The sequence below is a fragment of the Marinifilum caeruleilacunae genome, assembly GCF_013141825.1.
Lineage (GTDB): Bacteria > Bacteroidota > Bacteroidia > Bacteroidales > Marinifilaceae > Marinifilum > Marinifilum caeruleilacunae.
This window is the reverse complement of the sequence record NZ_RZNH01000013.1, coordinates 73,276-91,930: the sequence shown is the minus strand read 5'-3', so window position 1 is coordinate 91,930 and position 18,655 is coordinate 73,276. Positions and strand designations below refer to the sequence as shown.

Here is an 18,655-nt window from a genome sequence, read left to right as displayed (position 1 = left end):
TGGGTTTTGATGTATATCTTTATCGAGATTAAAACTTTTCCCTAAATTTGCCTTTCAATCAATTAAAAAGGCATTCATTGGAATTAAAAGAACTTATACGGATATTTGCAGAACATCCTGCACGATTTAGCATCGATAATCATTTACAAAGCAATACCAACTTTCACTTGCACTTGCGTGGATTGGTTGGTTCTGCACTGCCATTGCTTGTTTCTTCTATAAACAACCAGGCAAAACCACAATTGTTTATTTTAAATGATAAGGAAGAAGCTGCCTATTTTTATAATGATTTATGCAATTTGATTGATGATAGTTCGGTTTTTTTCTTTCCATCATCATACAAACGATCGGTTCAGTATGAAAAAACTGATAACTCTAATATCATCCTGCGTGCCGAAACCTTAAACAGGTTAAATTCAAAGCACCATCCAACTTTCATCGTCACATTTCCAGAGGCAATTGTCGAAAAGGTAATCAGCCAGGATCAGCTTAGCGAAAACACATTAAAAATTAAAGTTGGAGAAAAGCTATCTCCTGAGTTTGTTGAGGAAGTTTTAGTTGATTATGAGTTCGAACGTGCCGATTTTGTTGTGGAGCCTGGTCAGTTTTCCATTCGTGGAAGCATTATCGATATCTTCTCCTTTTCGGATGAACATCCATACAGAATTGACTTTTTTGGAGAAGAAGTGGAGTCGATTCGTGTATTTGATGTAGAAAACCAACTTTCCATTAAAAAGCTTGAAACGGTTGATATCATTCCAAACATACAGGAAAACCTCCTAAAAAACTCAAGGATTTCCTTTTTGGATTTTGCCCCTGAAAATTCAGTATTTTGGTGCAAAAACGTACAATTTATCAGCGATAGAATACAGGCAATCTATGAAAACACTATAGAAAAAGTCCCAACCCTGGAGCTGGGAGATGATACCGTATCAACAAAAGATTACCTCATTAAAGGTTTAGATTTTATCGATCAGCTTAACCAATATTCTTGCATTGAATTTGGTCAGAAATTCTTTTTCCCTACCAAAAACGAAATTCAGTTCAACCAGGCGCCGCAACCAGCATTTAATAAGAATTTCGATTTGTTGGGAGAGCATCTGCTGAACAACAATGCCAGAGCCGAAAGTAATTATATTTTGTCTGATAATGCCAAGCAGATAGAAAGAATACAAAACATTTTCGATGACAAAGGCATTGAGATTGAATTCCAAAGCATAGATCAAACTTTGCACGAAGGTTTCTCAGACCGAGATGCACAAATTTCTGTCTTTACCGATCACCAGATTTTTGACCGTTACCACAAATTCAGATTAAAAACGGCTACGGTTCACAAAGCAAAAGAATCGGTTACTCTTAAAGAGATCAATCGACTTCATCCGGGCGATTATATTGTACATGCCGATCATGGAATTGGCCGATTCGGAGGTTTGCAGAAAATTGATGTAAATGGCAAAGACCAGGAAGCAATTCGCCTGGTATACAAAGACAATGACATTCTGTTTGTTAGCTTACATTCTCTGCATAAAATATCGAAATACAAAGGCAAAGACGGATCGGCTCCAAAAATTTACAAACTTGGAACTGGAGCATGGCAAAAACTAAAGGAAAAAACCAAAAGCAAGGTAAAAGACATTGCCAAAGAATTGATTGCCCTTTATGCCAAACGTAAAGCCGAACGAGGATTTCAGTTTAGTCCTGATTCGTATATGCAGCAAGAATTAGAAGCTTCCTTTATTTATGAAGATACTCCAGACCAGGTAAAGGCTACAGTTGCTACAAAGGAAGGAATGGAGTCGCCATTCCCAATGGATAGACTGGTTTGTGGAGATGTAGGATTCGGGAAAACCGAAATTGCCATTCGAGCAGCCTTTAAAGCTGTTGCTGATAATAAGCAGGTTGCTGTTTTAGTTCCAACCACCATCCTGGCATTCCAGCATTTCAAAACTTTTAGCGAACGACTAAAGAACTTCCCTTGCCGGGTTGATTATATCAGTCGAATGCGAAAAGCCAAAGACCAGAAAGAAATTCTAAAAGACCTTAAAGCAGGTCAGATTGATATATTAATTGGTACGCACCGAATTATTGGAAAAGATATCGACTTTAAAGATTTGGGATTACTGATTGTTGATGAAGAGCAAAAATTTGGTGTATCCGTAAAGGAAAAACTAAAGCAGATGAAAGTAAATGTTGATACATTAACTCTTACTGCAACGCCAATTCCAAGAACTTTACAATTCTCTTTAATGGGAGCACGCGATTTATCAATTATCAACACGCCACCTCCCAACCGATATCCAATTGTAACCGAAGTACACAATTTTAACGAAGATATTATTCGTGAAGCCATTACGTACGAAGTGGAGCGAAACGGCCAGGTTTTCTTTATTCACAATCGTGTTCAGAACATTAAAGAGGTTCAGGATATGATACACAGAACAGTTCCTGGAGTTTCAACAGTTGTGGCACATGGACAGATGGATGGACCAAAACTGGAGAAAATCATGCTCGAATTTATTCGCGGCGATTATGATGTACTGATTGCTACCACCATTATTGAATCGGGTTTGGATATTCCGAATGCCAACACCATTATTATTAACAATGGCCAAAACTTTGGATTGAGTGAACTTCACCAATTAAGAGGCAGGGTGGGCCGTTCCAATAAAAAAGCATTTTGTTACCTGCTGACACCTCCAATGGAATCGATGACCCAGGAAGCCAGACAAAGACTTCAGGCCATCGAAAACTTCTCAGAACTGGGAAGTGGTTTCAATATTGCAATGCAGGATTTGGATATTCGCGGTGCCGGAAATCTTTTGGGTGGCGAACAGAGTGGTTTTATTACTGATATAGGATACGAAACTTATCAGCGAATACTGAATGAAGCCATGCTTGAACTCAAAGAGAACGAATTCAAGGATGTCTTTGCCGATGAAAAGAAGGAGGAAGAAAAAGAGATTATCCGATTTATTAACGATTGCCAGATTGACACCGATCTTGAGATCTTATTCCCTGAAGAATATGTGGAAAGTATTTCTGAGAGGGTTCGTTTGTATCGAGAACTGGATAACATCCAAAGCGAAGAAGAAATCGAAAAATTTGAGAGTCAGTTGAAAGACCGATTTGGAGATTTGCCTGAACCAAGTATCGAATTGTTGAATGTGGTTCGATTAAGGTGGTTGGCACTGGATTTGGGCATTGAAAAGCTGATCCTGAAAAGCAACAAATTGGTGCTTTACTTTATTTCCGATCAGGATTCTCCTTTTTATCAATCGCCACAGTTTAGCATGGTTTTACAATTCTTACAGTCCCAAACGGTGCCATGTAAAATGAAAGAGGCAAAAAACAGGTTGAGCTTAAGCTTCGAAAATGTATCAAATATTTTGGCAGCAAGCGAAATTTTACAACAAATCAAGAAAGACTAAATAAGAAAAGATCGCAAAATTGAACTTTTGCGATCTTCTTTTTATCTGTGCAGGCCTGATCAGAAATTAGCTCTCGTGCATCTCTCTTACCAAAACCAATACTTTATCGTTTCCTAAATTTGTAATTCGTGCTTCGAACCAACTCTTGCCTTTGCCAGTTTCCATTTCGTACTTGAATTTCTCCATAAAGCCAACGCTTAATACTTTCTCAATTTTATCTTCCACCTTGGCTAAGGAATCGCCAGTAAATACTTTGTTTAAATGCGATCCTACAATTGTATTTTTTGGCAATGCCAGGGCTGAATCATCATCCAATTTGTAATCTTCAAAAATTCCATCTTTATTCACTACAAAAATCAGATCAGGAATTGCATTAATCAGATCTTTATTTCGTTGCTCACTCTCTTCCAGTAAGATCTGACTTTTTCGTCGAACTGTTACATCCCGCACATAGCATACAATTCCTTTATCAACTCCCTTTTCGTTTTTCAGCATCGACGAATAGAGCTTTAGGTAAGTCTCTTTTCCATCTATGTCGAATAAGAGTTCTACTTCGTAATTGCTATTTTTTTCGGTTGGAATCAGTAAATCTTCGGCAAATGATTTTTCTCTGCCCGATAATGACAAATCGCTATATGGTTTGCCAATCATATCGGCTTCGTTAATCCCAAATATTCTTTCACAACCCTTGTTCCATGACTTCACCATTCCATTTAAATCGAAAGTCACCACTCCATCGTGAAAATGATTAATGATATCAGCCTTTTCGGCCAACATATCGCGATAAGCGTATTCCTGGGTTACGTCGCGAATAATGAATTGAAGATTATTCTTTCCATTGAATTCGATATGGGCAGCAGTTAAACCAACATCGAACATATCGCCATGTATGGTTTTAAATTTTAAATGGGTGTATTCAATTCCTTGTCCCATTTGCACGGCGCGTTCAAATTTCTCTTTAAATTCTTCCTGGTAATCATCTCCAATAAAAGAAAGAAGCTGAAGTCCCATGAGATCTTCGATGTATGCCGTTTTGAATAATTTAAGTCCAAGACAATTTAAATATTCAATCCCACCAGCTTCGTTAATTACCAAGATGGCTTCGGGCGAATCGGTAATGAAATTACGGAATCGTTTTTCTCTCATTTTCTGATCCAAATCGAACTGATGTTTGTAAAATGCCAGCTCGATTGAAATGCCCAACTCCTTTTTATCAATTGGTTTTACCAGGTATCCATAAGAATGAGTATTAATTACACGCTGAATGGTAGACTCTTCCGTATCGCTGGAAAGGAATATTACCGGAATATCGAATTTCGATTTAATCAGTTCGGTGGTCTGAATACCATCCAGGTCGCCACCCAAATGAACATCCATTAAAACAATATCCGGATTTAGTTTTTCGCACAAACGAATGGCTTCTTTTCCATCCTCAACTATTCCCAGCAAATCATAACCCAATTCCTTTAAAAACATTCTAAAAATGGTCGAAATAAGGTTATCGTCCTCAACGATTAAAATCTTTTTTTTCATTAAGCAGTAATTGAATATTTGATCGATACCAGTACAATTTAATACCTAGAGCTTGGCTTATTCTCTTCTAAATTAATCGAAGTATTACTTTCTTCTAAATTTATGAGGAAAAAAGCTGTGGGTCACTTTATTTAATATGCCTAAAGTTTACTAATTTTATGCGATTTTACAAGCTATTTATAATAATTTACGTATCAAATCTATTCTCTTGAATCTTATTATTGATATAGGCAATACAAAAATTAAAGCCAGTCTTTTTCGCGACGGGAAATTGATCGACACCAAAACTTCTGAGCAAACAGATACCGATTTTGCCCTGGATATTTTGGCAGATTTCACAATTGAACATGCCATTGTTTCTTCGGTAAGAGAGTTTCCAGAAGAATTAATGCGGCTGCTAACATCGAAAATTGAGAAAGTTTTCTTTTTCGATGCTCAACTACCGGTGCCAATCGAAAATTTATACGAATCGAAAAACACCTTAGGCTACGACCGTCTTGCTGCCTGCATAGGAGCTTATGCAAAAAATCCTGGGCAAAACATTCTTGTTATTGATGCCGGAACTGCAATCACCTTCGATTTTATCAATAATAAAGGTCAATACCTTGGCGGATGTATTTCTCCTGGTTTAAGTATGCGTTATAAAGCATTGCATCATTTTACAAAAAAGCTGCCCCAACTTTCGCAACAGGATGATTTTTATTTAATCGGAAAAAATACCAATGAGGCAATTACAGGTGGCGTACAAAATGGTATTGTGTTCGAAGTGGATTCATACATCGCCAAGCTAAAAGAAGAATATGCCGACCTTAAGGTGGTATTAACAGGTGGAGATGCTTCTTTTTTACATCAGCATATTGTAAACAATTCTGATTATGAACCAAACATTTTGGCCATAGGTTTACATCATATTCTGGAATTTAACGCTTCGGAAAGCGCTAATAACTAACAAAGTTTTTGTTGATTTCCAATTTATTTATAGTTTTGCAAGAAGCTAATTTTAGAGCTTTAAAATGGTTATTTAGAACGAATTCAAAACTTATACTGAATTTTTGGTATGAGTTTTGCAGTTTTAGTTCCAACAAAACTAAAACTTTCGTTATATTTATTTCGACTGAATAGATATGACATTTTTCAGGATATCCTAAGTACCATTTTTATAGTTTTGCAACAAATAAACTTGATTATAAAAAATTTAGTAACATGAAGACAAGATTTACAATCGTAACTGTGGTTCTTTTGCTTTCAAGTATGTTTACCGTAAAGGCACAAACTTTGGAATCAAAATATGGATTGGATAGTGCTCAGACTGTATTGAACGCTTCTCTATATGTAGAAATGGTGAAGCAAAAAAATTATGAAGAAGCCCTACCGGGTTGGAGATATGTATTCCAAAATGCTCCAGCTTTCCAAAAAACGACTTATATCAAAGGTGTAAGCATTATGCGTGGTATGCTTCGCAAAACCAAAAACCCAAAGTATGTTGATACTTTGATGATGGTTTACGATCAGCGTATTAAGTATTTTGGAAAAGACCGTAAATATCCTGAAGGATGGATTTTGGGTCGTAAAGGTGGTGACTTGTTTAACTACAAGAGAAAGCACATTCCTTCGGTAAAAGAAGCTTATGGCATTTTGAAAAAATCAATCGAAATGCAGCAATTAAAATCGGAAGCAAAAGTAATTAACTATACTATGGAAGCTTCTGGTATTTTGGTAAAAGCTGGAGAAATTGAGCCGGAAGAAGTAATCGACAACTACCTTCTTTTTATGGATATGGCTGAAAAGCAGAAGAAAGCTGAAACCAAACAAGCAAAAATTGACAATATCGAAAATGCTCGTTTGAATGTGGAAAGAATTTTCTTCAAGGCTGGTGTTGCTGACTGTGAAACTTTGAGCAATATCTTTACTCCTAAATTCGAAGCAAACAAAGACGATATCGTATTGATCAACAAAATCCTTCGCATGTTGAACCGTCAGGAGTGTGAAGATGGTGCTTTGTATGCTAAAGTTGCTGAAAGAAAGTATGAGTTAGAGCCTAATGCTGATGCTGCTCATAACCTTGCTAAAATGTTTATCAAGAAAAAAGAGTTTGGCAAGAGTATTGGTTATTTGGAGCAAGCTATTGAATTGGAAGAAGATGCTGACATTAAAGCTGACCTACATTACAAGTTAGCTTATATTCAATTAAGTCAGAGTAAATTAAGCGCAGCAAGATCTAATGCATTGAAAGCAGCTCAACTAAGATCAGGTTGGGGTGAGCCTTATATCTTAATTGGTAAAGCTTATGCTGCTTACGCTCCTAAATATGGAACAAAGCCAATCGAGAAAAAATATGTGTATTGGGTAGCTGTTGACAAATTCAAAAAAGCAAAAGCTGTGGATTCTGAGTGTGCTGAAGAAGCAAACAATCAGATCAGAACTTACTCGAAACACTTCCCGAATAAAGAAAATGCTTTCTTTGAAGGAATTAAAGACGGTGATGTAATTAAAGTAGGTGATTGGATTAACGAAACTACAAAGGCTAGACTGAATGAATAGTACGCCAAAAAGTAAATACAATATTATCAAAAGCATTGTAATCCTTTCGGGGATTGCGATGCTTTTGTCTTGTGAGAACAGCATGAAAGAAGTGCAGAGTCTTACAACCAACCAAAATCTTCCGGTTCAGCAAGGCAAGGAAGTTGAATTTATTTATACCGATTCAACTAAAATTCAATATCGTGCTTTTGCCGTTGAATTTGTTGAAACCAATTCGGAAGAAGAAGGAATGCTTCGTGAATTTCCCAAAGGGGGAAAAATTATTTCCTACGACGAGGATGAGAAGACGGCCTGGGAAATTAAAGCGAATTACGCCAAACATTATCCAAAAGATGAACTTTGGGAACTTAGAAATGATGTACAAGCGACCAGGGCAGATGGTACGAAAATTAATTCTGAGCTCATGTTTTGGGATCACAAAAAGAAGCTCATTTATTCAGATCAGTACACCAGAATCATAACAGAAGACGGACAAGTATTGGAAGGAACGAACTTCTCTGCCGATGAAGATATGAATGAGTTCCGCCTTAAAAATGTTTCGGGAGAAGTTTATTTAGAGGATAAAAACAAGCAATAATCAATAAAGCTTATTATCTTGCATACAAAACCTGAATAAAGTGAATCAAAAACTTCCATTTGTATTAGAAATTGTTTGGCTGATTGTAATGATTGGCAGTGCCTCGCTTGCCGTATACAGAACCATGCAAACCAACTTTAGCGAAAACATTTTACTATACATTATCGCCATTTTAGCAGCTTTAATGTACACTTCGCGCCGATATCTTCGAAGAACCCGAGAGAAAAACCAATCCCAGAAGTAAATGAATGATCTGATCATCATTTTTGCCATGCTCGCTCTTTCCGCCTTTTTCTCAGGCATGGAAATTGCTTTTATTGCTGCCAATAAATTACGCATGGAGCTGGATCGAAATAAGAATACGGTTTCTTCAAGAATCATATCTATTTTTTCGAGATATCCAGGTCATTACATTAGCACCATGTTGGTGGGTAACAACATTGCGCTTGTAGTATATGGTATTGTAATGGCCAAAATGCTGGAACCGAGTATCGAATTATGGGTCGATTCGGAATCATTGGTTCTTACCATTCAAACCATTATTTCAACCATACTGATATTGGTAACAGCCGAGTTTATTCCAAAAACCTTGTTCAGGCTGAATCCCAATTTCGCTCTCAACTTTTTTGCACTGCCGGTAATGTTCTTTTACATTATCTTCTACCCGGTTACCATTATTACCATGATGTTATCCAAAAATATCATTCACAGGTTGTTCAAAACTGAAATTACAGAGGATGCAGAAACACAAGCCTTTGGTAAAGTAGACTTGGATCATTTGGTACAAGAAGGACAGGACACACAAGCCATTGCTGAAGATGAAATGCACGACATTAAAATTTTTAGAAATGCGCTAGACTTTTCGAAGGTAAAACTTCGAGAATGTATTGTTCCGCGAAACGAAATTGAAGCCATGGAACTCAATGGCGAACTTGAAGATATTACACAGCGTTTTATTGAAACAGGCTATTCAAGAATTCTGATTTACAAAGAATCTATCGATAACATTATTGGATACGTTCACTCATCGGTAATCTTTAAGAAACCGCAAAGTATCAAATCTGCTTTAAGCCGAATTATTTTTGTTCCTGAAACCATGGCAGCGCACAAATTGCTTAACCTGTTTACCAAAGAACAAAAGAGCATTGCAGTTGTTGTTGATGAATTTGGTGGTACCGCCGGAATGGTAACCATTGAGGATATCATGGAAGAAATATTCGGAGAGATTGAGGACGAGCATGACAATATCGATTTTGAAGAAGAGGTAATTTCAGAAAATGAGTACTTGTTTTCGGGAAGATTGGAAATTGATTATCTCAATGATAAATATGAATTGAACCTGCCAGAGTCGGAAGACTTCGAAACCTTGAATGGATTCATTCTATTTAATCACGAAAGTATACCAAAATACAACGAAACCATCCGAATTGAGAACTTCAATTTTAAAATTGTTGAAGTTAGTAATACCCGCGTAGAGAAAATAAAACTAACCATTATTAACTAGGTTTTTTACAACTCATTTACTGAACATTAGAAGCAATTAAAAACACATTTGCATATTAATGTTTTCCTGCAAATATTGGGTAGATTTCAGCTCAATATGCCATCATTTTTTATCCATTCATCAAGTAAATTTTACTTTACTATAAAAGAGGCCAAACTGATTGGCAGAAAAGGCAATCATTTCCCATTTTTTTGTATATTCGTAGCCTAATTAAGAAATATTTAAATCTTTTTCGATGGCAACATTACAGAAAATAAGAAACCGTGGTGTGTTTATTGGGATCATCATTGGGGGAGCTTTGTTCGCATTTATTGCTGGTGACGCTCTAAAATCGGGTGGTTCCTTATTGACGAATTCACGAAATGAAATGGCAGAAATTGCAGGTGAATCAGTAAATATTCGTGATTTCCAGAATCGATTCAACCATAATATTGAAGTAGCTAAAATGATGTCTGGTCAATCTTCTATTCCTTCAGAACAGATGGATAGACTAAGAGAGCAAACCTGGCAGCAAATGGTTCAGGAAATGGTAATGAATGTTGAATATGAAGAACTGGGAATTTCAGTAACTTCTGATGAATTATTCGACATGGTTCAAGGTAGAAATATCGATCCTACAATTCGTCAAATGTTCCAGGGTCCTGACGGAACTTTCAACAAAGATCAGGTAGTTGCAACTCTTCAACAGTTAATTAACGCTCCTAAAGGAACGCCACAAAAAAATTACTGGCTGAACATCGAAAATGCAATGACTACTCAAAGAACTTTAACCAAGTACAACTCATTAATTCAAAAAGGTTTGTACATGCCAGATGCAATGGTGAAAGATCTTGCTACCAAAGGAAGCAAAAAAGTAGATATCAACTATATCGTTAAAAACTACAACCTGATTCCAGACAGTACAATCACTGTAAGCGATGCTGAAATCAAAGAGTACTATAACGAGCACAAAGATTTGTTTGAGCAAACAGAGTCGAGAAGAATTGATTACGTTCCTTTCCTTGTAGAGCCTTCAACTGAAGATTACAAAGCAACTGAACAATGGCTTGCTGAGCTTAAAGCTGATTTTGCTGCAGAAACCAACAACGTACAGTTCGTTGAGTTAAACGCTGATACAGATTTCAATCCTTTCTACTTTAAGAAAGAAGATATCACCAATGCTGATTTAGCAGAATTTGCTTTCTCTGGAAACAAAGGTGATGTTACTGATGTATACTCAGAAGGTGATTCGTACAAGCTAGCAAAAATCAATGAAGTTAAAATGTTGCCTGACTCGGTTAAGGCTCGTCATATCTTAATTCGCCCGGTAAACGGTGATTACGCTTCTGCTCAAGCTAAAGCGGATAGCTTAAAAGCTTTATTGGATAAAGGAGCTCGTTTCGATGATTTGGCAAAAGCGAATTCTGATGATCAGGGATCTGCTGTAAATGGTGGTGATCTTGGTTGGTTCACACAAGGAAAAATGGTTCTTCCATTTAGCGAAGCGGCTTTCGATTCAAAAAGAAACGAAATTAAAGTTGTTCTGACTCAATTTGGAGCTCACGTTTTACAAGTAACCAACAAAGGAAAAGCTGTTAAGAAAGTACAGTTGGCAGTAGTTGACCGTAAAGTAGAAGCAAGCAACAAAACCATTCAGGCTGCTTATGCAAAAGCACGTACATTTGCTGGTAACAACCTAAGCAAAGATGCTTTCTTAAAAGCTGTATCGGAACAAAACCTACAAAGAAGAACTGCTAACCTAAGAAGAGATACCAAGAACATTCCTGGTCTTGAAAACTCAAGAGAATTGGTTAGAGCAGCATACCAAACTGACGATATGGAATCTGTTTTGATGAACAACGATCAGTCGGCAGTATTCGAATTTGGTGACAAGTTTGTTGTTGCAGTTCTTTCTGATATCAAAGAGGAAGGTTTTGCATTGGTAAATGATGTTGCATCTACAATCAGACGTGAAATCAGAAAAGAGAAGAAAGCTGAGCAAATGATTGCTGAGTTCAATAAGAACAGCCAGGGAGCACAGAGTCTTCTATCGGTTGCACAAAAAGAAAATCTTGAAGTGAAGAATGCTACTGGTGTTAGCTTCTCATCCTTCCAGATTCCTGGTGCAGGTATTGAGCCAAATGTAATTAGTACTGCTGCACTTCTTGAAAAAGGAAAAATTTCTGCTCCAATTGAAGGCAACCAGGGAGTTTACATGGTATTGGTTACCAACGAAACTACCGACGAAGTAACTGATGCTACAGTTGAAGCTTTCAAAGCAAGATTAGAGCAAGGATATCAGTACCGTACAAACTATCAGGCATTCCAGGCATTAAGAGACAATGCTAATGTTGTTGATAAAAGATATAAGTTTTACTAGAAAATAGTGAGACACAAAGAAAGCGAGGTGATTATTCATCTCGCTTTTTTTATTTATTGATCGCTGATTTTTATGAAGAATATAATTATTGCTGATATGGTTTGAGAATTCTCTATATTCTTTGAATAAATCCACCTTACTATTCCCAATTTTGATGTGGATTATCAACAAGCAATCTCACATGAGTGAGGATAACAAAGTCTGAAGTAAAAAAAAGAGCTGCCAAAAAATGACAACTCTTTCATATTTTATCGCTTCAGAAATCTACGAAAGTAAAGCTTTTACTTTATCAGCAACAGCTTTTCCATCGGCTTTACCAGCCAACTGTTTCGAGGCAATTCCCATTACTTTTCCCATTTCTTTCATCGAAGAAGCTCCAGTATCTTCAATAATCTTTTGGACAGCTGCAGTTAGCTCTTCGTCGCTCATTTGAGCAGGTAAATACACTTCAAGGAAGCTCATTTCAAGCAATTCCTTCTCTGCCAAATCTTCTCTGCCTCCTGCTTTATACGTATCTGCAGCATCTTTACGTTGCTTCACCAATTTTTGGATAATTTTAACCGCTGCAGCATCTTCAATTTCCGATGCGCCTGTCTTGGTCATTTCAAGTGTAAAGGCTGTTTTGGCAGATCTTATGGCCTGTAATTTATCTTTTTCTTTCGCTTTCATTGCAGACTTCATATCTGCATTAATTTGTTCCAGTAAGCTCATATTGTATTTTTTTAATATTTTATCGCTTTCGCTGATCGGTCCAGCTTATTCGTCATCCAATGTAAATTTAATTACATTTCCTGAATGATAGCGTTTTTGTTCAAGCTTCTTTTGCTTTCTTTTATAAGCCGGAATATTCTCCAACTCGTCGATTTCCGCATCCTTAAGATCGGTTAAAACCGTTTTCTTCTCTTCAACTTCAGGGATATCCTCATCTAAAGGCATCCTGGTTTGCTGGGCAGTTCCACGTCCTCCTCTGAAAGCGCTTGTCTTCGGTTTTTCAACCTCTTCGGTAATTCCACCATTTTCGAATCCTGTAGCAATAATGGTAACCGAAACTTTGTTTCCAAGGGCCAAATCCTGACCAGTTCCCCATATAATTGAGGCACTATCGCCAACTGCTTCCTGCACATAGTCGGTTATTTCGCCTACCTCGTCCATGGTTACCTCTTCCTCGCCAGAGCTAATGTTCAGAAGAATATTTCGAGCTCCACGAACATCATTGCTATTTAGTAATGGAGAAGTTAAAGCTTCTCGGATTGCATTTACCGATCGGTCTTCCCCTTCGGCCGATGCCGATCCCATTACCGCAACTCCACTATCAGTCATTACGGTTTTTACATCTTCGAAGTCGACGTTTATATATCCGTGAAGGGTAATAATTTCGGCAATTCCTTTGGCTGCAGTTGCCAAAACATCATCTGCCTTGGCAAAAGCCGTAGAAAGCTTTAAATCACCGTAAATTTCACTTAATTTCTCATTGTTAATCACCAGTAAAGAGTCAACATTCTCTTTTAGTTTGTTGATTCCTTCGATTGCCTGGTTTAATCTTTGACGACCTTCGAAACGGAAGGGAATGGTAACAATTCCAACTGTTAATATTCCTTGTTCTTTTGCCGCTTTTGCAATTACGGGTGCAGCACCAGTTCCGGTTCCTCCACCCATACCAGCAGTAATAAATACCATTTTGGTGTTATCGGCCAAAACCTCGTTCACATCTTCAATGTTTTCAATCGCCGATTGAGCTCCACGCTCAGGTTTGTTACCTGCTCCGCGCCCCTCTGTTAAAGACTCACCCAATTGAATCTTTACAGGGATTTGACTATTCTCCAGTGCCTGTGCATCGGTATTGCAGATCACAAAATCTACATCCTTTATGCCTTGCTGGAACATGTAATTGACAGCATTACCACCACCTCCTCCAACACCAATTACTTTGATAATTGATGATTCATTCTCGGGTAAGCTAAAATCTATTAAATCTTCTGCCATTATTTATTAATTCTATTATCTCAAATTACATTGAAGTGTCGCCACCATCAAAAATCTTTGTAAACTGATCTTTAAACCAATTGTTGATCGTCTCTCCTTCTTTTTCTTCCTCGGCTTTTGGTTGCTCTGTTTTAGGCTTTTGACTCACTTTTGGTTCAACTTTGCTCTTCACCTCAAAAATTTCTTCCTCTTGTTCTTCTTCCTGTTCTTCCGATCGCTTTCGCATCAATTCTTCACGTCGTTGAATTTCTTCGCGACGTTTAGCTGCTGCTTTTTCTTCCTCTTCAGCAGGATTCTCGATAATCAACTCCAATTTGGGAGCATCATCTTCTCTTTTTCGAGGTTCAATCATCAATTCAGGAATCGGATTTTCGGAGAATCCAGTCGCAATAATGGTAACACTTAATTCATCGCCCATTTTTTCGTTGTATCCATTCCCCCAAATTACACTTACATCATCACCTACAACATCCTGCACGTAATCTGTAATCTGACTTACCTCCTGCATAGTAACCTCTTCGCTACCCGAAATAATATTTAAAAGAATATTTCGAGCTCCTACAATGTTGTTGCTATTAAGCAATGGCGAGGTTAAAGCTTCTTCGATTGCACGAATTGAGCGATCAGGCCCTGAAGCTGATGCCGATCCCATAACCGCAACACCACTGTTTCTCATTACTGTTTCAACATCGGCAAAGTCGACATTTACATATCCGGCAACGGTAATAATTTCGGCAATACTTTTTGCGGCTACCGAAAGTACACTATCGGCTTCGGCAAAAGCATCGGAAAGTTTCAAATCGCCGTACATCAATCTCAGTTTCTCATTGTTAATAATCAACAATGCATCTACATGCTTTTCAAGGTTTTCGATTCCTTCAAGAGCCTGCTGTATTCTTTTTTTCCCTTCAAATCTGAAAGGTATGGTTACAATCCCTACTGTTAATACATCTTGCTGGCGAGCTGCTTCTGCAATAATTGGAGCGGCACCTGTTCCGGTTCCACCACCCATACCAGCAGTTACAAATACCATTTTGGTTTTTTCGCTCAAAACCTTATTGATATCATCTAAACTCTCAATGGCGGATTCTCTGCCTCGTTCGGGTTTATTTCCTGCTCCTCTTCCTTCGGTCAGCGATTTACCCAATTGCACTTTTATGGGTACAGGGCTATTTTCGAGTGCTTGTGAATCAGTGTTGCATATTACAAAATCAACCCCGGTAATTCCTTCTCGTAACATGTGATTAACAGCGTTTCCTCCACCGCCTCCAACACCAATTACTTTTATAATAGATTTTTCTTTTGGTTCAAAATCAACCGGTAACAATTCGTCAATCATGATCTCACAGTATTAGGGTTAAAAGTCTTTTTTTACATATCCACATCATGGGTGTCAAATAAAGAGCCAAGGAATGCTGCGATCCCTCTTTTCTTTTTAGGTTTATGTCCATTTACATCGGTGCTTTCTTCAGGTTTTGGCTTGGGTTTTTCCATTCCCTTCAACAAAAGACCAATAGAGGTTGAGTACATCGGATGATCTAAATTCTCATCAAGGTTTACTCTTAAATTTCTTGGAAAACCGATTCTCACATCAAGTTCTGTTCTTTGCTCAGTTAATAAATCAAGGTTAGTTAGCAAAGAGCCCCCTCCGGTTAAGACAATTCCGGCTCCAATTTTATCTTTCAAACCGGTTGATTCCACTTGCAACTTAACCGAATCGATAATTTCTTCCATTCTGCACTGTATAATTTGGGCAATGAATTTAAAGGAGATGTCCTTTTCGTCCCAACCGCCAGTTGCCGGAATACTTACTACTTTATCATCTGAAGCCAAATCGGAAACGGCTTCACCAAATTGTATTTTTAATGCTTCGGCTTGTCGCAATAAAACCGAGCATGCTTCTTTAATATCGCGAGTAACGTTATCGCCACCAAATGGAATTACCGAGGTGTGTTTTAACACGCCATCGAAATATACGGTAACATCGGTAGTACCTCCTCCTATATCAACCAATACAACACCTGCTTCTTTCTCTTCCCTGGTTAAAACCGCCAGGGACGATGCCAAAGGTTCCAGTACCAGTTCTTCCACTTCTAAGCCTACCTCCTTTACACATTTCTCAATGTTTCGGGCCGATGCAGTTCTGCCAATAATAATGTTAAAATGTCCATCCAAACGGCGACCAGCCATTCCTAATGGGTTCTTAATTCCAACCTCTTTATCGACTACAAATTCCTGAGGGATAACATGTAAAATTTGCTCACCAATCTCAACCGGATGTTTGTAATTCTCGTTTGTGATTTGTTCGATATCCTCCTTCGTAATTTCCTCAATGGAATTCTCTATGTACTTAAATTTTCTCTCTTTAACGATGCGAATATGCTGACCGGCAATTCCTACATAAACCTTAGAAATTTCCTGATTCGTTTTTGCCTTTAAACGAGCTACAGCATCATTAATAGCCTCAATTGTAAGTTCAATATCATGAATTACCCCTCTCTTAACGCCTTTCGAAACAGTTTTTTCCATTCCCAGAATATTTAGCTTCCCATCGGGTGTAAATTCTCCAAGTATGGCAACAATTTTCGTTGTTCCTATATCAATTGCAGCTACTATATTATTATTCCCTATCATTCTAGTTCTTTTTTGTACAAACCACCTGATTTTCGTATTTCAGATTGATTCTTTTGTATTTGTTCCACCCGGTTTTTGTAAAACCATCGGTGTACAAGGCATACAACTTCTTGAATTTCTTTTGGTAATTATCTATTCGTCCCAACTCAATTTTATGTGCACCAACCCGGGGAACCAAAATATACTCTTTCCCACTGGTAACATAGATTTGAGTGATTTGCGACCTCCAAAATTCATCATTTGTAATAAATTTTACCAAATCGAAAAGCTCTTCTTTTATCAATTGCTCATTTACTGCCCCCGAAACCACCAAAACCCTTGATGTAAATTTCCTGGACAATGGCATTTTCTTACCTTCCTCATCAATATAATATCCACGACCATGCAAAACTCGGACTATAGGGTTTCTTTGGTGTATTTCAACGACTAAATTTCCGGTTAAAGAACTATACACTTCCGATTTCTTTACGTACGGCACCTGGTTAATCTTTTCTTCTAATATTTCTTTATTGATAGCGTATACCGAATTTCCTTCCCAATCGGGATATTGCTTTTTAACAATTTTCTCAACATCCTTATTGCTTACAAATCCACTGTCGATACTGTCCTTAATCTTCACTTTTATATCATGCAGAACAATGGCATCTTTCTTCTCATTTACAAATGAAAAGCTCACCAGCAAATAGCCAAGCAATGATATCCAAATTAATATGACAGTAATTTTTCTAAGCATCTTTTTCTATCAACATATTTTTAATTGGTTCAACCAATTTATCTATATCTCCTGCTCCCAATGTCAGGAGTACCTCAAGTTTTTTTTCTTTTAACAAATCCAGCAGATCATCCTTTGCGCACAGACTAACCGGTACACTAATGTTTTTCATGATCATTTTTGAATCGACACCCTCAATTGGCAATTCCCTTGCCGGATAAATATCCAGAAGAATCACCTCATCCAGCAAACTTAAACTCTCAGCAAATCCTTCAGCAAAATCTCGTGTCCTGGTATAAAGATGTGGTTGAAAAATTCCACTAATTTTCTTGTTCGGATAGATATCGCGTACCGACGAAATGCTCTCTTTTAATTCCTTTGGATGATGGGCATAATCATCAATAAATACCAGGTTATCTTCTCTAATTTGATAATCAAATCTTCTCCGTACTCCTTTAAAAGATGATAAAGCAGCTCTTATTTCCTCTTCCTTTACCCCGGCAAGAATGGCTACACTACAAGCTCCAATGGCATTTTCAACATTAATTTTTCCAGGATATGAGAATTGTAGTTTCTCAAATACTCCTTTCGGATGTACCAGGTCAAACTCATAGAAGCCTTCAACCAAAGTCAGATTTTGAGCATAATAATCTGCCGTATCGTGTAGAGAATAAGTATACTTTTCTACTTCTATATTTTTGAGATCAAGTCCTTTTTTATGGACTAAAATTCCATCCTTCTTAATCTGCCCGGCATACTCATGGAAACTTTTCTCCAATTCAGATTTATCGCCATAAATGTCGAGATGATCCGCATCCATTGAGGTAATCAGGGCAATTTTTGGGTGAAGCTGTAAAAATGATCTGTCGAACTCATCGGCCTCCAAAATTACCCAAGGGCTTTCCTTTGTCAATAACAGATTCGATTGATAGTTTCTGGATATGCCTCCCAAAAAGGCATTGCATCCCATTTGGGAAGTTTTAAAAATGTGAGCTGTAATGGTTGAAACCGTAGTTTTCCCATGCGTTCCTGCAATTCCTACTCCATTCAAATCGTCGGATAGTAAGCCTAAAACTTGTGAACGTTTCATGATGGTGAAACCATTGAGTCTAAAGTAGCTTAATTGCTGATGATCCTTTGGAATGGCAGGAGTAAATACCACCAAAGTATTCTCTTTATTCAGATATTGATTTGGAATGGTATCCAAATCATCCTCGAAGGTAATCTGAATTCCTTCCTCAATTAACTCACCAGTTAATTTGGTAGATGTTCGATCATATCCATATACATTCTTTTCGATAGAATGAAAGTATCGTGCAATTGCACTCATTCCAATTCCACCGATGCCAACGAAATAAATATTTTTAAAATCTTCTAACTTCAT

Annotated in this window: 14 protein-coding genes; 7 read left to right on the top strand and 7 right to left on the bottom strand. The window is 37.6% G+C overall.

Annotated features, from left to right (window positions below):
- Positions 1 to 77 precede the first annotated feature (77 nt).
- Positions 78 to 3,428: a transcription-repair coupling factor gene (mfd, locus tag ELS83_RS09785; RefSeq protein WP_171595382.1), complete on the top strand. Its 3,351-nt coding sequence runs from the start codon at positions 78 to 80 to the stop codon at positions 3,426 to 3,428.
- Positions 3,429 to 3,494: 66 nt separating this feature from the next.
- On the opposite strand, the gene ELS83_RS09780 is transcribed toward mfd, so the two are convergent.
- Entirely contained in the window at positions 3,495 to 4,961 is a 1,467-nt protein-coding gene (locus ELS83_RS09780; RefSeq protein WP_171595380.1) for a PAS domain S-box protein, read from the bottom strand.
- Positions 4,962 to 5,169: 208 nt separating this feature from the next.
- Here ELS83_RS09780 and ELS83_RS09775 point away from each other — a divergent pair, with 208 nt between their 5' ends.
- The 6 genes from ELS83_RS09775 to ELS83_RS09750 all read left to right on the top strand — a co-directional run bounded on the left by ELS83_RS09775 (position 5,170) and on the right by ELS83_RS09750 (position 11,942).
- The gene (locus tag ELS83_RS09775; RefSeq protein WP_171595379.1) at positions 5,170 to 5,910 is read left to right on the top strand and encodes a type III pantothenate kinase; all 741 of its coding nucleotides are present in this window, start codon (positions 5,170 to 5,172) and stop codon (positions 5,908 to 5,910) included.
- A 254-nt stretch (positions 5,911 to 6,164) separates the two neighbouring features.
- On the top strand, positions 6,165 to 7,502 hold the full coding sequence (locus tag ELS83_RS09770; RefSeq protein WP_171595377.1) for a hypothetical protein: 1,338 nt from the start codon (positions 6,165 to 6,167) through the stop codon (positions 7,500 to 7,502).
- A complete protein-coding gene (gene lptC, locus ELS83_RS09765; RefSeq protein WP_171595376.1) occupies positions 7,495 to 8,079 on the top strand; it encodes an LPS export ABC transporter periplasmic protein LptC in 585 nt (194 codons plus the stop codon). The genes ELS83_RS09770 and lptC overlap by 8 nt, the downstream gene beginning before the upstream one ends.
- A gap of 40 nt (positions 8,080 to 8,119) precedes the next feature.
- Entirely contained in the window at positions 8,120 to 8,323 is a 204-nt protein-coding gene (locus tag ELS83_RS09760; RefSeq protein WP_171595375.1) for a hypothetical protein, read from the top strand.
- Positions 8,324 to 9,583 (top strand): hemolysin family protein, encoded by a 1,260-nt coding sequence (locus ELS83_RS09755; RefSeq protein WP_171595374.1) that lies wholly within the window; start codon positions 8,324 to 8,326, stop codon positions 9,581 to 9,583.
- A gap of 235 nt (positions 9,584 to 9,818) precedes the next feature.
- Entirely contained in the window at positions 9,819 to 11,942 is a 2,124-nt protein-coding gene (locus ELS83_RS09750) for a peptidylprolyl isomerase (RefSeq protein ID WP_171595373.1), read from the top strand.
- Positions 11,943 to 12,206: 264 nt separating this feature from the next.
- Here ELS83_RS09750 and ELS83_RS09745 read toward each other — a convergent pair whose 3' ends face one another.
- From ELS83_RS09745 to murC, 6 genes are read right to left on the bottom strand one after another with little or no spacing between them, the layout of a single operon-like run.
- Positions 12,207 to 12,653: a GatB/YqeY domain-containing protein gene (locus ELS83_RS09745; protein ID WP_171595371.1), complete on the bottom strand. Its 447-nt coding sequence runs from the start codon at positions 12,651 to 12,653 to the stop codon at positions 12,207 to 12,209.
- A gap of 45 nt (positions 12,654 to 12,698) precedes the next feature.
- Positions 12,699 to 13,925 (bottom strand): cell division protein FtsZ, encoded by a 1,227-nt coding sequence (gene ftsZ / locus ELS83_RS09740; protein ID WP_171595369.1) that lies wholly within the window; start codon positions 13,923 to 13,925, stop codon positions 12,699 to 12,701.
- Positions 13,926 to 13,950: 25 nt separating this feature from the next.
- The gene (gene ftsZ, locus ELS83_RS09735; RefSeq protein ID WP_171595368.1) at positions 13,951 to 15,264 is read right to left on the bottom strand and encodes a cell division protein FtsZ; all 1,314 of its coding nucleotides are present in this window, start codon (positions 15,262 to 15,264) and stop codon (positions 13,951 to 13,953) included.
- Between the two features lie 32 nt (positions 15,265 to 15,296).
- On the bottom strand, positions 15,297 to 16,559 hold the full coding sequence (ftsA, locus tag ELS83_RS09730) for a cell division protein FtsA (protein ID WP_171595367.1): 1,263 nt from the start codon (positions 16,557 to 16,559) through the stop codon (positions 15,297 to 15,299).
- Position 16,560: 1 nt separating this feature from the next.
- The gene (locus ELS83_RS09725) at positions 16,561 to 17,292 is read right to left on the bottom strand and encodes a cell division protein FtsQ/DivIB (RefSeq protein ID WP_171595365.1); all 732 of its coding nucleotides are present in this window, start codon (positions 17,290 to 17,292) and stop codon (positions 16,561 to 16,563) included.
- Positions 17,285 to 18,655: a UDP-N-acetylmuramate--L-alanine ligase gene (gene murC / locus ELS83_RS09720; RefSeq protein ID WP_171595364.1), complete on the bottom strand. Its 1,371-nt coding sequence runs from the start codon at positions 18,653 to 18,655 to the stop codon at positions 17,285 to 17,287. Before murC ends, ELS83_RS09725 begins: the two co-directional genes overlap by 8 nt.

What these genes read in the sequence shown, in the direction of transcription:
- ELS83_RS09750 (WP_171595373.1), top strand. Translation starts at nt 9,819, where the DNA reads ATGGCAACATTACAGAAAATAAGAAACCGTGGTGTGTTTATTGGGATC.
- murC (WP_171595364.1), bottom strand. Translation starts at nt 18,655, where the DNA reads ATGAAGTTAGAAGATTTTAAAAATATTTATTTCGTTGGCATCGGTGGA.
- lptC (WP_171595376.1), top strand. Translation starts at nt 7,495, where the DNA reads ATGAATAGTACGCCAAAAAGTAAATACAATATTATCAAAAGCATTGTA.
- ftsZ (WP_171595368.1), bottom strand. Translation starts at nt 15,264, where the DNA reads ATGATTGACGAATTGTTACCGGTTGATTTTGAACCAAAAGAAAAATCT.
- ftsA (WP_171595367.1), bottom strand. Translation starts at nt 16,559, where the DNA reads ATGATAGGGAATAATAATATAGTAGCTGCAATTGATATAGGAACAACG.
- ELS83_RS09770 (WP_171595377.1), top strand. Translation starts at nt 6,165, where the DNA reads ATGAAGACAAGATTTACAATCGTAACTGTGGTTCTTTTGCTTTCAAGT.
- ELS83_RS09780 (WP_171595380.1), bottom strand. Translation starts at nt 4,961, where the DNA reads ATGAAAAAAAAGATTTTAATCGTTGAGGACGATAACCTTATTTCGACC.
- ELS83_RS09745 (WP_171595371.1), bottom strand. Translation starts at nt 12,653, where the DNA reads ATGAGCTTACTGGAACAAATTAATGCAGATATGAAGTCTGCAATGAAA.
- ftsZ (WP_171595369.1), bottom strand. Translation starts at nt 13,925, where the DNA reads ATGGCAGAAGATTTAATAGATTTTAGCTTACCCGAGAATGAATCATCA.
- ELS83_RS09725 (WP_171595365.1), bottom strand. Translation starts at nt 17,292, where the DNA reads ATGCTTAGAAAAATTACTGTCATATTAATTTGGATATCATTGCTTGGC.
- ELS83_RS09755 (WP_171595374.1), top strand. Translation starts at nt 8,324, where the DNA reads ATGAATGATCTGATCATCATTTTTGCCATGCTCGCTCTTTCCGCCTTT.